Source organism: Neolewinella persica DSM 23188 (assembly GCF_000373105.1).
Classification (GTDB): domain Bacteria; phylum Bacteroidota; class Bacteroidia; order Chitinophagales; family Saprospiraceae; genus Neolewinella; species Neolewinella persica.
Genome location: NZ_KB890456.1, coordinates 1 through 15,457 on the forward strand (window position 1 = coordinate 1; position 15,457 = coordinate 15,457).

Here is a 15,457-nt window from a genome sequence, read left to right on the forward strand (position 1 = left end):
TTCTCAAGTCAGAGCTGGGTTTGGAATCGCCAAGGCTATGGTTTTGGGACAACCGCATGAAGCTGATGAGTATCGTCACCTTGGTCTATGACTTCATGCTCCAGATATTGCGCAACTGGAAAGGCTGGGTTCCTCTTTTTTTAAGAAATTACTGTCATAGAACTGGAAAGCGGTACCGAGATGTCTCGATACCGCTCTACAGACTTAGAATGGCCATCTCGATTTGCCTCACTTTAATGTGGGCTCAAAATTCGGGATGACTCATGTTTTTCAGGGAAAATCCTGCAGTGCCTTACTGGCCACCGTCCTTTTTCTTTTGCTTCGCTGCTTCTTTAAGCCGCTTCTCCTCCAAACGCGCAGCCTTGTCGGCGTCTTTTTTGATCTGCTCGCGCTCCTTGTCGGTCATGTTTGACTTATTGTCAAGCGCAGTGCGCATGGCGCGAATTTCCTCCAAGATACTTTGCGTGCTCTTATTTATCTCCGTACGCAGCGCCTCCTTGTCGGCCATACGGGCTTTACGGTCATCATCCTGGCCAGCGCGAAGTTCTTCAATGGCGTCATTTTGCTCCTGGTTAAGTTCTTTAAGAGCGGCGCTGAGGTCGCGTACCTGTTGCTCCAGGGCGAAGATGCGGGCGGTGTCCTGTGCTGCCATCATTCCATAATCCGTCTCGAAATTACCCGCTACCGGCATCCCCGTGGCCGGCATGCCGTAATTAAGCCCCTCGAATATTTCTTCGATAAGTCCCTCAAATTCGGCGGGCGTAAAGCTAAGGCGGCTCACCGGCTGAGCTGAGGTACCGTCAACATTCTGCCCCTGGAAGTAGCCAGCGTTTTGGGGCGCGGCCGCAGGTGCGGGGGAACTTGAAGTAATAAGCTGACTGGCTTCCACCATCTCTGTCTCCAATGCGACGGAAGCTTTCTCCGCCTCAACCACCTCTTTTTGCAAATTTTGCGCCCTACCCTCCAGTTCGATTACCACCTTTTCATTCTTTTCAATGGCGGCTACCAGGCTGTCGATGGCCACAGAGTCCCTTTGTGTACGGGCCGTCGCCAGCGCTTCGTTGAGGCTATTGATGCTGGCCTCGTAGTCGTTTTTCAGTTGGCGGGTAGCATCGGCGTTGCGTTTGGCCTGATCGGCGAGGGCGGTCTGCTTTTCCAGAATGGCTTCGGCCTGGGCGCGTTGTATTTGGGCCTCGGCGGTACTGGTGAACATCGCGTCCGGCCGTTGGGCCTTTTTACCGAAGACCAGGTTAATGCCGGCCGTCCACTGGTTACTGGTGCGAATCTGGTCGGCACTTTCCAGATCTTCCACGTTGTTACCAGTGGTCAGCAAGGCCTTGTAAGAACCAACGATCTGGAAGCTCCGGCTCAGGTTCAGGCTTGCCCCTAAGCCACCACTGGCAAATGCCTGGCTGACTAATACTGTGTTCGCATCGTCCCGTCCGATGTAATCATCGTCAAGGTTAATGTAGCCGCCACCAAGGGTGATAAAGGGAGAGATACCCGTCGTCGCGGTGGTCAGCCGGAAGCGGAAGTCCGCGCCGTAGATGCTCATTCGGTCGAAGTTGAGGTTGATCTTATTGTCGTCCATATTACGCATATAGAAGGCGCGCACCCCCACGTACGGGCCAAAGTCCAACCCCAGGCTGGCACCACCGAGGTAGGTATCCCGGTAAGGCAGTGCATCGTCGAAGCTGATGTACGACAGCGTTGGTTCCACGATCAGACTCAGGCTTCGGAATCCGTCATTAAAAATCTGTGCGTAGGCCTGGTCGACCTCGCTAAGGGTGCCCGGGCGGCGACCGCCCAGGTAAACGGTGAGGCCAGTGCCGATGGACCAGTTGGACATCCGCTCGTTGAAAAAGTCGGCTTCGCTGAGGAAATTAACCGTTCGCTCCTGATCCGTCAGCAGGTTTCGGACGGGGTTAAAATTATACGCCGTGTTCTTGCCCTCCAGCTTGAAAGTGAACCGGTCAGCGATGCTGACGGTAACTCCCAGACCTCCGGAAGCATAAATGTGCTCGTTCTTAAATCCACCGTCGAGTTCAATCGACTGGATACCTGCACCCAGCGTAAGGAAGGGCAGCAGACGGCTGCGGCCGAGGTTGAGTTTGATTTCACCACCGTAACGACTGAGGTTGACTTCACGATCGGTCAGTTCCGACTGGATGTCCTCTCTTCCCTCGATTACTCCAGAAAAATCCCGCTTGAGCCCCAGGTCGAACATGTACGAACCGCGAAACTCTACCATTTCACCGAAGCCGATACCGAGTCGGCCACCGACCAGAAAACCGTCTTTCAGTCCAGCCTGGCCGTCCCAAAAAGTGTAGTTAGCGTTCGGTGCAAAAGTGTAAGAAATACCACTGACCTGGGCGGCTAGTGGGGTAAAAATTGTAATGAGCACAAAGAATGCGCCGAGGTAATTGCGTAAGTTATGTTTCATAACAGCTTTTTTCAGAAGGTTTTAAGTAAGTTTTTGGGGATTCACGCTAACGCGGTAGCGCCTGAACTTCCACCCGCCGCGCGGCGGCGGCGTTGGTTGGCTGAAAGTCAATGCCGCCGGGTACGATGACGATGCGGTCGCTGTCCATACCCTGGTTTTCGAAGCCCTTACGCACGGCATCCGCTCTTTTAACAGAAAGCTGCTGGTTGTAAGTCGCGTTCCCGCTGGGGCTTGCAAAACCCGTCAGGCGAATGGTGTAATTAGTCTTGCCCTTTAACTGTTCGACTGCACTGGCAATCAGGTTGCGGTGTACAGCATTGAGCTGGCTGGAGTTGTTGTCAAAAAAGATGGCAGGAAAGCTGATAGGCTCGGTGGCTTTCAACTGCAGGGTATCGGTTTTCACCACCTCCCGGTCACGAATCACCGTTTCGGTACGTACCACTGGTTCCGAAGGAATTTCCCGGACCGTTTCTTTGATGATCGTTACCGTATCGGTTTTAGGCGTGGTGGGGATAAATACCGGGGTGGTACTCACCCGGTCAACGTAGACGGTATCCCGGACAATTCGAACGGGGCCTTCCTGCTCGATGACCACCGGAGCTACCGGGTTCGTGGCGCGCATCCGTTCTTCCTCCCGGAGAATGCGGTTCAGGTCACGCTCGTAGCGGAGCCGTTCACTTTCCCAACTGTCGGAGTCATCATTGCGGCTACGGATGCGCTCAGTTTCGAGTTCGGCGCGGCGACGGCGGTCTTCCTCCTCGGCCAGGCGACGGCGGAGGCCGTTTAGCTCGGTGTTCATGCGGCTGACTTCGGCGGTGAGTGCGAGCAGGTCTTCTTTACTGAGGTTTGTCCCCTGGACGTCCCGCTGATTGAGCATAATTTGTTGGATGATGGTGTCTGTCCGGGCGGGTACGGAAGGAGCCGCCGCCACGAGGGAACGGCCCCGCAAATCCATTAACAACGCCTCCTGTCGATCCAGTCGACGGTTAATACTGGCAAGCTCCTTGCCGTTGTCCACCGTCGCGGTCATTTTATATTCCGGGCGCATCACCTCCACAACCCTGACGATTGTATCCGCCGATCCGTTGCCATCTTTACGAATCACAATACGCTCTTCGGTGGCATTAGGTTGGGCGGTCGGTTCCTGGCTTACTGCCCGCTGCCGCATCATTTTTTGCTGTAACTGCCATCGCATTACGCGCTGGCGACGAAGTTCCGCCATTTTGCGAATCATCGCTTTGAGCTCTTCTGGTGTGAGTTCGATTGCTTGCTGGTCGACGGAGGCGGCCTGCGCGTACAAACTGGTGGCTGGTATAAACAAAGCCAAGCAAAGGCAACAAAGGGAGAAAAAATTCTTCATGGTAAAATCGTCTGGACCATCAGACGGACAAATCGATGCCCGCTACTATTCAGACGGGGAAACCACCAAGAATGTTCATCCCGAAGGTCTACAACAACTTCCCCGAAAAGCCGAAGGGCAGCAAGTCCCCTGCCCGGTCAAATACAAAAACCGGGCCTTCCTCTCCACGCAGGATCAGCCTCATTGGCTGATCGAAACGAGCCTCGTGCTCGTGCAGTTGCTGCCGGCAACTACCGCAAGGGCTGGCGGGCTGGTCCAATACCTGACCGGCAGATTTGACGGTAATCGCCATTGCTACTACGGCCATTCCCGGTCGTTGGCTGGCGGCAGCTGCCAGCGTGGCCGGCTCCGCACAGATACACATTGGGTAGGCGGCATTCTCCGTATTCCAGCCAGTTACCACGGTACCGTCTGCAAGGCGGGCGGCGGCGGCTACCTGGAAATTGGAGTAGGGGGAGTAGCTGTGTGGGAGCGCTTTTTTTGCCGTCGCCAAGAGGTCACGGTCTTGAGGAGAAAGGTCCTCGGGACCAGGGAAGGAGGCGTAGGATATATTGTGGGTAGGCATTAAAAGGACTTTGTAGGAGCTAAGCTAAAATGCGTATATGAGATTAGCTAAAAGTAAAAATGAGATTATTCAGAGCGATCAGTTTTGGTGAATATAGCTTACTTAAAAGAGGTCAGTCCACCATGGGTCCGAACTCGATGGGTGGAAAATGGTTTGCAGAATCTCAGGTAGATGCTTTTGCCTGGGGCAACCTGATGGTTTTCGAACCGGATTTTGTTATCGTAGGAATCGAGCTTTCAGATGAGATCGCAAACAACTTATTTCGAATTGAGTGGCTTGATAATATTGGCCCGGCACGCTACGCTACGCTGAATTTAACCAACTCACGAACGCAATCATTATTGGCTTTGAAAACGTTAATTAGTTATGGAAAGTGTCCTGGTAAAAGCAGATTGGTTACATCCAAGCCAAGGAGGGCGTCAGGAACTTCCTGACGGTAATCATTTTATAGCTGTAGGTAAATTCCCTCATCAATCTTATCAGGATTGGTTAAAGAATGCTTGGAGCTTAAAGCTCAACTGGGTAGATAAGGATAATCCGGGAAGTTGGTGTGGCCTAGCTCATTTCCTCTCTCCAGAAGGACCGACCGATTAGTTGACCCCTGGTGGATACTTTGACATTTGTGAAGGGCCAAAGAAAGTAGCGCTCGTCAGCGTAGTATCTACTGCTAAGGCGATAGACAGTATTCAAAAGATTACCACCGCTGGTTAAGCAATGAGCCGAAAACAGGACATCTAACCGTTAGAGAGCCTAACAGCGCGGGCATAACTACGTGACTCTTTGACCATAGAACTATCGAATCTTCACCTCCCCGCTAGCATTCACAAACAGGACGTTCCCCACCTCATCATACCCACCAAAATACTCCGGCCCGACGCGCTTGAGCGCCTCGTCCCGGAAACCGAGAATGATCAGGTCTGCTTCACCGGACTTGCGGGATATGACGGCCTTAGAGTCCGAATCGTCCATACGGCAAAGTACGTCAATGTTATTGCGACTGATGGGCAATTGACCGGTTTCTATCAGGTCGTAGAGTGCCTGCTCTTCTTCTGCCAGTTTCGACTCTTCAAAAACAGCAAACAGCTTAATCTCTGCGCCTTGCCAGTCGGGGTGCCCCGTCATCACATAAGCCAGCAGGATCATCAGGTTGGCACTTTCGTAGTGTGCCCGGGTGATCCATACGTGGATGGTCTTTTTCAGCCCGAAGCCCCGCTCGGACAGGCCAAGGATCCCGATATTAAAATCGACGGATTTGATAAGTTTGAAATTATCGACGATGTCTGCCAATCCTTCTTCTTTGTTCTTGGAATACTCCAATAAAAGCAGGTTGTTCTCCGTGCCGGCGATGCCCGGGAACTGAACGACCTGAGCGATGGCGGAGGTGTAGGAGGGCGAAACGATGGTATCTACATAGATCCTGCTATCGGTCGATTCCGCCATGCGGATGATCCGTTTTTTGATCTCTGCGGCTTCTCCACTGGTCTCATTACTAAGGTAACCATCGAGGTAATGAATGTAGGTGCCAAAACCATACTTTTGGCTTAGCCAGCGGAGTAAATCGAAGGCCCCAAGTCGGGTAAAGGTGGCGTTGCTGGCCGCGATCACACTTGGCCGCCAGCTTTTTTTCTCCTCCTTATCCGCCTTCTGCAGGAATATCTGCAGGCGGCGACTGAACTGAAAGATCACCCCTTGAAAGATTAGGGCCATGCTTCGCTTATCCGGGTTTGCGTAGGCGATATAGAGGTAAAGTATCCCAATCAGGGCAATGGCCATCGCCGCGTAAGTGGAATTCATGAAGAACATGAGCCCAAAACAGGCGAGAGCTCCGAACAGAGAAACGAACCATTTTGAGCGAAACCTCGGCCGGTAACTGGGGTCGGCAGCAAAGTGGTTCAGGAAACTGATGAGGCAGAGCGAACCATAAGTCACCATAAAGAACATGGAGATGATCTCGGCGACGCTGTCAAGTGCGCCCAGCATAATGAAGAACGCCGCCAGCAGAACCGTGATCAAGCTCGCGTTATAGGGTTCAGCGTTGGGCCCTTTGCCTTTGGCGATCCAGCTGTTGATGGCCGGCGCCGGGAATATTTTATCAGCGGCGATGGCTTGTAATGTCCGGGGAGCCACCAGAATGGAACCAAGCGCGGAACTGATGGTGGCTGCCGCCAGGCCGATAGGAATGATCCACCAACCCTGCCAGGCGATGTCGGCCATGACCAGGCGGCTGGTATCCGCCAGGGCTTCTGGCGGAGCGGAAGCTGCCAGTTTCCAGGCCATGAAGAAGTAGATAATCATACCGCCAATGGTAGCGGCAAGGGTCCCCATTGGGATGCTCCGGCCTGGGTCTTTGAGGTCGCCACTCAGGCCAACCCCCGCCGTCATACCGGTAAAGGCCGGGAAAATGATGGCGAAAACGGTGAAGAAACTGATCGTCGGAATATCTGGTGTAGGTGCCTGTGGCGGAGCTGCTTGGGCGATGACTTCGTTGCCGTTAAGGACCACCGTATCGGGCGGGAGTTCGCCTTCCGCCAAGCCCTCTAGAACAGAAGACGTTGCTTCGAGATCGGCACTGTAACTGTTGAAAAAATCGACCGAATTGTTTGCAGCATACTCCGTAGACCCCAGAAAAAAAGCAATCAGGGCCAGGGCCAGGGTCGCCACTACGGTGTATAACACTTTAACCCCCAGATCAGCGCCTTTGGTCAGGATCAACAAGGTGAGCAGTAAAAGTGCAGGTATACCAATGGTTTGTGGGCGGGACAACAAATACTCCGCCCAGGGCAACAGTGGGTAACTTTCTATAATCCATGCAACCAGGGGTTTGAAGGCCTCCGTAAAAGCCATTATATAGAAGGCTACCGAGATGGCCTGCGACATGTACAGGGCAATGCCAATGGTGGAGCCGATCACCAGAACGAAGCTGCGGGATATGATGTAGTACTCTCCCCCACCCTCTACTTTCTGATTCGTAGCGATTTCAGCAATGGCCATCGCAGTGGGAATCGTCACGGCGTGTCCGATCAGGATAATGGCCATTGTCCCCGCAAAGCCGACCATGCCTACTGCAAAACCAAAACGGAGGAACATAATAGCACCGAGGATGGTACTGATGGCCGTAAAGAAAACCGGGGCAGTGCCGAACTTTTGTTTGCTCATGTAGCTATTGGCTAAAAATGGGAAGGCGAAGGTACGAGAGAAATAGGAGTGAGGAAGTCAGGGAGCCAGATAGTCGCGCAGACTCCCTGACTATTTGACTCCCTGACTATTAGGGCGGGGCCGCAGGTGCAGAGGAATATTTTAAGAGCAAGGCGACTTGCCCCTTTACCAAAAGCCGTAACTTCGAAACAGAAAAAGTACTACAACTTATGCTCGCTAAGCGTATCCTTAATAAACGTACCGAAAAACAGCGCTCCTGGTTTTCGACAGTTCTGCAGGAAATCCTGATCATCATAGTAGGTATCCTGCTTTCCTTTTGGATAAGTAATGGGTTTGAAAGCCGAAAGGATGCCAAGCTGGAGCGGACTTACCTCACCCAATTAAAAGGCGATTTAAAAATTGACCTCGAACAGCTTAGCCAGGATTACCAACTGCGCAGCACTCAGCTGGAATCAACCAATAATCTGATGAGAGGTCTGGCCCTACCTTCCGGAGAAGAAAAGGCCCAACTGATCATTGAAAGTTTTCGAAATTTGCTGCTGGCGGTCCGCTTCAGTCATACCAATGCCACCTTCCGAATGCTGGAAAGTACGGGGCATCTAAAATTGATCACCAACAACTCCATCGTTAGTGAGTTAATCGGAGTTTACGGCAACGGCTACGATTTCATCCAAGACAACAATGACGACGTTTCTAAATTCCGGGACAACTTCTTGCTTCCTTTTGCCATCCAACACCTTAATTTCAGAGAAGCGTTGCAACCATCGGCCCCGGATAGAAACCTCATCATTTCAGCCGACGAACAGCAACTAATGAACCAGGCCATTTATCTAAGGGCCAGTCTGACTTCAACGGTCTCGAAATACGCTGAGGTGATGACACAGGTAGAAGCCCTGGTGGACATGGTAGAACGGGAGTTGGAGTGAATGAATTCTTACCTGACACTTTGGGTAGATTAGGCGCGCCAAGTCAATTTTCTCCTTTTATACTAGCACAGTGTAACATAAGTTCTCGCTGCTTTTTACTTGTCGCGTAGCAACCGCACGTTGCCTGGGACAAGAAGGAGCGACGCCGTCCCAGGTAACGAAAAGGTCGTTAAGGCAGGACGACGCCCAGCGTCGTTAGGTGAATTCTTAGTCCGTTACCCCAGACTTCGTCCAGGGTACCTATTCTGATTCGCTACGCGAAACTCGGACCCGCTAAACCCTTTAAAATTTATCTTATACTCTACTAGTGGTGTGTCAGGTCAATTATGGCAGAAATGGCACCCTGTGTTAACCGTCGGCAGGCAGTTAAAACGTGCTGCCTTGCCCTGAACTAATGTGTCAATGTTGAGTTCAGCGCAAAGACAGCTGGTCCGCCGAGGCGGCCTGAAAGGCTTGGCTCGTCGACCGAGAGGTCGTGAGTATGCCATAATCACTCGGCGGACGAGTGAAAGCCCCCTTTTTAAGTTCATCGGAGGTATAAAATTGGCCAGAGGACCGCTGATCTCAGCCTCCAATGCTCCTCCTTCTAACCCTCGCACCTGCGGCCCCGCCATCTACTCTTAAGCCTTTATTAACATACCAAATTGTGTACTAAAACTTCTTCTCGCATCTATTGACTGAACGGACAACACTTTTCATCCCAAAGACCGTTAACTTACGGACGACAACCATCTATTTATGCGACACTTACTGCTGGCCCTGCTGCTGGCCCTCACCACCGGATTAATGAGTCAGGATTACAAAGCGGAATACGACAAAATGGAAGCTGCCCAGAAGGACGGTAAACCCAGGTCGGCCCTCACGGCAGCCGAAGAACTTTTTGCCAAAGCTGCCCGGGCAAACGACGAAGACCAAATGGTAAAAGCCCTCGCCTGGCGCGCTGCATTTACCGGACAGATCGAAGAAGACGGCGCTGACGCCGCAATAAAACTGTTACAGCAGGAATTAGCCGGCAATAAGGACAGAGAAGTCGTCACGCCAATTTTGCACTTCATGCTCGGCAGCACCTACTACCGTTATGCACAGCAAAACTCGTGGCGGCTCCGTAACGCCACGGCCACTACTAATGATTCCCTTCCCGCGAATGAACGTCCCTTAGCCGACTGGAACTTACAGCAACTGGCCGACGCCGCCGACCAGCACCTCTTCAAAGCACTCGAACTGGCAGAAGCCAGCCGTACCGAACTTTCCACCATTCCCGCCATCGTTACGGGAGACAAGGAGCGTTTTGTCGAACAACCAACCCTTTACGACCTGCTGGCCCGAGAAGCTTTCACCATGCTCGGCAGCCCCCTGCTGAGTGTCAGCGATCCGGAAGTGCCTAACCCCGAACAATACCTCGGCAGTGCGGCCTCCTTCGTCCAACTTCCGTTGGACATGGACTCTTCAACGGGTACCTACCGCAAGCTTAAGATCCTTCAGTCGCTCACCAATTTCCACCTCGGCCCGCCTTCTCCGGCGCTTTTGGACGTAAACGTGATGCGCCTGCAATACATTCGTCAGTTCGGCATCCCGGATACCGCCTATGCGGCTGCCTTCAGCCGGATGCACGAAAACTTTTCCGCTACACCAGGCGGTGATTACCTCCTCGTACTTGAAGCCGAGATCTATGCCAACGGCAGTGTCGAAAACCTGGGAGAAAAGCCCAAAGCAACGGCCTTGGCAATGTTGGAAAAAATCAAGGACAAATCCCCTTTTGTGGCGAATCGGGCGGAATTACTTCGTCGGCAGATCATGGCGAAAACGCTCCAAACACAGGTACAAACCGTTTACGGCAAAACTGACAACCTTCTCCTCAGCGTCAGTTATCGAAATCTGGCGCGCGTCTATCACCGGTTATACGAAGCCCCTAAACTCGGTCCTTCCGATGATTTTTCCCGTTGGAACCTGAAAGAAGAAGCCCTCAAAGAACTACTCTCCAAACGACCGTTGGAACGGGCCGACTTCCGCCTGTCCGAGAACGATGATTACGAGAATCACCAAACAGAAACCTGGCTTAAGCAAATGCCCGCCGGCCGGTATTACCTGGTAACCAGTGACAACAAAGACTTTGACCAGCAAAAAGGCATGGTGGCTATTGCAGACTTCCAGGTCAGCGACCTGGCCGTCATGCGGTACTTCGATAATGATCAGCATTTCTTTGAAGTCGTGGACCGGACTACGGGTGCACCCAGGGCCGGGGTAACCGTCGAATTACAGCGTGGTAATAACCGCGACAGGTACACTACCTTCAAAACCGTTACCACCGGCAAGGATGGCCGCGTGGCTAACCCCAACATCGACCGAAGCCAACTCCGGATGGTCCTGACCGACCGGGCCAACGACGATGTATTCGTCACGGATCCCGGATACCACCGTTCCTACAAGAATGACCGGCAGCGGAAGTACCCGCTCACTCCCCTGTTTACTGACCGGAGCATCTATCGCCCGGGGCAGACGGTAAAAGTATACGGACTTACCTGGGAAAAAGACCAGGATGAGATGCCCAAAATGCTGACCAACGAAAAACGGACACTGAAACTGATGGACCCAAACTATCAGGAAGTTGGTACCGTAGAGATCAGCAGCGATGAATACAGCCGTTTCAACGCCGAGTTCAAACTGCCCACGGGCGGGCTGACGGGCTATTTCCAGATCCAGACGGAGGGCGGAAGCCTTCGGTTTCGGATGGAAGAATACAAGCGCCCACGTTTCGAAGTGATGCTTGAAGGGCCAGATTACGCGGTGGCTGGCGAAGAGACTGAAGTAAAAGGTTCCGCAAAACTTTACGCCGGGCCGGGCCTTGATGGCGCGAAGGTGAACTATCGCGTATTCCTCGAAGAAGTCAGCTACTGGTGGTGGGGACGCAACGGTGGCAACGACAAAGAACTGGTGGCCAGTGGTGAAACCGAAACCGACGGCCAGGGAGATTTTACCGTAAAGTTCACCCCGGAAAAAAGACAACAGAAAGGCCGCAAGCGTTTCCGCTTCGTCATCGAAGCTGACGTGGCCGATGATACTGGTGAGACGCACGATGCCTCAACCAAAGTCCCGCTGCGTAGCGATAAGCCGGTGATTGCCCTGAAGCCGGTCGAAGACGTCGTCGATGTATCTGACAGCCTGACCATTCTGGCTGCTGGCTCAGATGAAACCCTGACCATCAGCCTAAAGATCATCCCGGTAACCAAGCCTGGGGCCGCCATCAAAAACCGGAAGTGGGGCTTCCCTGACCGGCCGGTCCTGGAACCGGACGACTATGCCAAACGATTCCCGTACATGGCTGGCGAAGAGACGCCCGAGCTACAGGAATGGCCCACCAATGGCACTGCCATCTATTCCGGAAACCTGAACGTTAAAGACGGAGAGGCAAAGCTCAACCTTGCTGCCAGCAGCTGGCCGGTGGGCCACTACCGGGTAGAATGGGCTTACCCTGACGGTACCGCTGGCGAGCCGGCCACCTTCGCCGTACTCAACGTGGAAAAAGCTGATTTGCCCCCCGGAATGGCTTACCATTTGCAGGTCGACGAGCGGGCACCGAAGGTTGGGCAGGAGATCAGCCTGACCCTGATTTCAGCCGTTGACCTTCCCAATGTGCACGGCCGATGGTCAAGCCGCAGAGGTAACAAGCTGGTAGAAACCTCCGCCAACCGGAAGGCCGTATTTACCTACACACCAAAGGAAAGTGATCGGGGGGGCATCAGCCTCAACGTCGGCTTCCTGCGCTTCAACGAAGACCAGGGATTTGGCCAGCGCTTCAACCTTGGCTGGGACAACAAAAAATTGAAGATCGACTACGCCGTCTTCCGTGACAAACTCCGTCCAGGCACGCCGGAACGGTGGACACTGACGGTACGCAACGCCGACGGTACGCCCGTCGCCGCTGCCGCCCTCGCCACGATGTACGACAAGAGCCTCGACCAGATCAGCAACGAGGGTAATTGGCAATTCTCCCCATTCCCGAATTTCTACGGTGGCGGCAACTTCGGTTCGCTGCTGGTGGATGGCGCGAATACCGGCCAGGGGCAATCTCAGTTCCGCTGGCCGAACCTGCCTACGGTGCCGAGTGCTCCCAGATTGGACCTGTCTCCTTTCGGAAATTATGGCCGCCCGATAGCTTATGGTTATGACGAAGGCATCCAGCCAAGGGCATCACGGACGATGAAGCGATCCGCCCCGGCCCCGGCATCGATGAACGACAGCCCCCCGGAGCTGGAAGAAATGGTTGTCGCTAATAGTGCCATGGCGGGAGGTGCGCCACCACCGCCACCACCGCCGCCGCCAGGAGCGCCTGCACCGGAAGAAACGAAGGCCGAAGAAGCCCCCGTGCAAATCCGCAAAAACCTCCAGGAGACCGCCTTCTGGATGCCGGAACTTACGAGCGATGCGGAAGGGAACCTGGTGATCAGCTTCGACAGCCCAGAGGCCCTGACCAGTTGGAAATTCCGGCTATTTGCCCACGACAAAGAACTGGCTACGGCGATATCAGAGCAGACGATCGTGACGCAGAAGGAGTTGATGATTCTTCCCAACGTACCGCGTTTTGTCCGCGAGGGCGACGCAATGGGCCTCACCGCCCGCGTCAACAACATGACGGAGCAGGAGATGGACGTGCAGGTAAGTCTGGAGTTATTCAATCCCGCAACGGGCGAAGCTTTTTCTGACGCTGTACTTTCTTCCCTTTCCGGAGGCGGGGCCGCAGGTGCAAAGGGCTGGAGGAGGGAGCAGGGAATCCCTGCCAGTAGTGGTGAGGCCTTCAGCTTCCCATTGACCATTCCCGAAGGGCTTTCCAGCCAGGGGCCGATTGGCTACCGGATGATTGCCCGGTCGGGGAGTTTCTCCGACGGAGAAGAGAACGTCATCCCGGTACTAACTGACCGTACGCTGATCACCGTCAGTCAGCCCTTCTACCTCAAGCGAAAAGACAAAAAGACGGTCGAGTTACCGCTGCTGGCCAGTACCGACAGCAAGACGCTTCGCCACGTTGGGTACACCTTTGAAGCCACGACGAACCCAGCCTGGCTGGCCCTGAAGTCGCTGCCTTATCTGATGGAGTATCCCTACGATTGTACCGAGCAATTGGCCAACCGTTACTTCGCCAACCAACTGGCCTACGTTACCGTGAGCCGCAAGCCCATCCTCGAACAGGTCTTCCGCCAATGGGAACAGGACCCCAATGCGCTGAAAAGCGAGCTGGAGCAAAACCCGACGCTGAAGAATGCTTTGCTGACGGAAACGCCTTGGCTGCGCGAAGCGCAGAGCGAAGCCGCCCAACGGGCCCGCATCGGTGAGCTGTTCGACCTGAAACGATTGGCCAATGAGCAAAACGAAGCCCTGGCCAAACTGGCCAACCGCCAAGACCAAAATGGCTACTTCAGCTGGTTCCCTGGCGGCCGGGAAAATCGCTACATGACGCAGTACGTGGTGGAAACGATGGCTCGCCTGCAACAGCTGGCTGCCGTGACACCAGACCAGGAAGACATTCTGCTGGACATTTCCACGAGGGCCATTGCGTGGCTCGATCAACAAATGGCTGAAGACTATGCCAAACTGAAGCACGATATGCGCGACAAGAAGGACTGGGAAAAAGATTACCGTCCATCAAGCTCAGTAGTTCACTTCATTTACGCCCGGTCTCAGTCAACCTGGGTTATCGACCCCAACAAAGAAGCCCAGGCGGCCCTGGACTTCTACACCGAACGGGCTTCCGCCAGTTGGTTGAGTTACGGCTTATACGAGCAGGCCCTGCTCGCCATCAGCCAGGCCACACCACAGCAGGCGGCACGCCCGCAGAGCGAGGTGACGAAGAAGATCATTGAATCGCTACGGGAGAAAGCCCTGCGTAAAGATGAATTCGGGATGTACTGGAAGTACGGCCAGGGGTACACCTGGCAACAACTTCCCATTGAAACACACTGTCGCATCCTGGAAGCCTTCCAGGTAGCGGGCGGAACGACCGAAGAACTGGATGAGATGCGCCTATGGCTGCTGACCAACAAGCGCACCAACCGTTGGGAGACGACCAAGTCTACCGCAGCGGCAGTGTTTGCGCTGCTGAATACGGGTACCAACTGGACCGACGCCCCGGGCAGGCCATTGGAGGTAAACTGGCCAAAGTCAGGCCTTAAATCGGACCTTGCATCCCGCGCCCGCGCCGCACAGGAAACCCCGGAAGCTGCTACCGGCGCCTTCTCCATCAGCGTTGCCGGCGACCAGATCGACAGTGGCCTGGCCACGGTGAAGATGAAGAACAAAGACAACCGCCTCGTGTGGGGTGGCGTGTACTGGCAGTACACCGAGCTGGCCCAGAAAGTCGAGGCCGCCAACGACGGCCCACTGACGCTGGAGCGGGAGCTCTTCCGCCGCATCCCCACCGACGATGGTATCCGCCTGGAGCCCATCACCGCCGACAAGCCGCTCAACCCCGGCGATCGGGTGACGGTCCGCCTGATTCTGCGCAGCGACCGCTCGCTGGATTACGTCCACCTCAAAGACCGCCGCGCGGCGACCTTTGAGCCGATCACGCAGACCTCTGGCTACCAATACAGCAGTGGCCTGGGCTACTACTTCGCCCCCGGCGACCTGGCCACCAACTTCTTCATCGACCACCTGCCAAAAGGCACCTACACCCTGGAGTACGACCTGTTTACCACTTATGCCGGCAGCTTCAGCAATGGGCTTGGTCGGGTACAGTGTATGTACGCACCGGAGTTTGGGGCTAATACTGGTGGGGCCCGGATTGTGGTGGAGTAGACTGGCCGCCGCTTCCTCCGGAAGCTAGCCCGGAAAAGCTTCCTCTGGAAGCGTGATGCCACGCTGCCGGAGTTAGGTGTGACTTGGTCGCAACGAAAACGGTGGGGGTGAACCCCCACGCTACAAGAGACGGCCCTCCGGGCCTGGGGCTCATCAGCCGGCCCGACGGCCCCCGCTTGAAGGCTGCGCCTTCGGGCGAGCCGTCCGACCGGAACTCA

General features: G+C 54.4%; 7 protein-coding genes. 3 read left to right on the forward strand and 4 right to left on the reverse strand.

What is annotated here, in order from left to right; all coding sequences use genetic code 11:
• Window positions 1-292: 292 nt before the first annotated feature.
• The 3 genes from B036_RS0121635 to B036_RS0121645 form a co-directional block, all read right to left on the reverse strand.
• Window positions 293-2,443 (reverse strand): outer membrane beta-barrel protein, encoded by a 2,151-nt coding sequence (locus tag B036_RS0121635; protein WP_020570830.1) that lies wholly within the window; start codon window positions 2,441-2,443, stop codon window positions 293-295.
• A 46-nt stretch (window positions 2,444-2,489) separates the two neighbouring features.
• Entirely contained in the window at window positions 2,490-3,803 is a 1,314-nt protein-coding gene (locus tag B036_RS0121640) for an OmpA family protein (RefSeq protein ID WP_020570831.1), read from the reverse strand.
• 88 nt (window positions 3,804-3,891) lie between these two features.
• Window positions 3,892-4,368, reverse strand: a complete 477-nt coding sequence (locus tag B036_RS0121645; RefSeq protein ID WP_020570832.1) for a cytidine deaminase — start codon at window positions 4,366-4,368, stop codon at window positions 3,892-3,894.
• Between the two features lie 59 nt (window positions 4,369-4,427).
• On the opposite strand from B036_RS0121645, the gene B036_RS30510 reads away from it, so the two are divergent.
• Window positions 4,428-4,802 carry a hypothetical protein gene (locus tag B036_RS30510; protein ID WP_026232221.1) on the forward strand — a complete coding sequence of 125 codons (375 nt, stop codon included), beginning with the start codon at window positions 4,428-4,430 and terminating at the stop codon, window positions 4,800-4,802.
• A 358-nt stretch (window positions 4,803-5,160) separates the two neighbouring features.
• On the opposite strand, the gene B036_RS0121655 is transcribed toward B036_RS30510, so the two are convergent.
• Entirely contained in the window at window positions 5,161-7,524 is a 2,364-nt protein-coding gene (locus tag B036_RS0121655) for an amino acid permease (protein WP_020570834.1), read from the reverse strand.
• Between the two features lie 209 nt (window positions 7,525-7,733).
• On the opposite strand from B036_RS0121655, the gene B036_RS0121660 reads away from it, so the two are divergent.
• The gene (locus B036_RS0121660; protein WP_020570835.1) at window positions 7,734-8,450 is read left to right on the forward strand and encodes a DUF6090 family protein; all 717 of its coding nucleotides are present in this window, start codon (window positions 7,734-7,736) and stop codon (window positions 8,448-8,450) included.
• Between the two features lie 738 nt (window positions 8,451-9,188).
• Window positions 9,189-15,239, forward strand: a complete 6,051-nt coding sequence (locus tag B036_RS0121665; protein ID WP_020570836.1) for an alpha-2-macroglobulin family protein — start codon at window positions 9,189-9,191, stop codon at window positions 15,237-15,239.
• The last annotated feature ends 218 nt before the right edge of the window (window positions 15,240-15,457 follow it).

Coding starts and splice junctions, on each gene's coding strand:
- B036_RS0121635 (WP_020570830.1), bottom strand. CDS start 2,443: ATGAAACATAACTTACGCAATTACCTCGGCGCATTCTTTGTGCTCATT.
- B036_RS0121640 (WP_020570831.1), bottom strand. CDS start 3,803: ATGAAGAATTTTTTCTCCCTTTGTTGCCTTTGCTTGGCTTTGTTTATA.
- B036_RS0121645 (WP_020570832.1), bottom strand. CDS start 4,368: ATGCCTACCCACAATATATCCTACGCCTCCTTCCCTGGTCCCGAGGAC.
- B036_RS30510 (WP_026232221.1), top strand. CDS start 4,428: ATGAGATTATTCAGAGCGATCAGTTTTGGTGAATATAGCTTACTTAAA.
- B036_RS0121655 (WP_020570834.1), bottom strand. CDS start 7,524: ATGAGCAAACAAAAGTTCGGCACTGCCCCGGTTTTCTTTACGGCCATC.
- B036_RS0121660 (WP_020570835.1), top strand. CDS start 7,734: ATGCTCGCTAAGCGTATCCTTAATAAACGTACCGAAAAACAGCGCTCC.
- B036_RS0121665 (WP_020570836.1), top strand. CDS start 9,189: ATGCGACACTTACTGCTGGCCCTGCTGCTGGCCCTCACCACCGGATTA.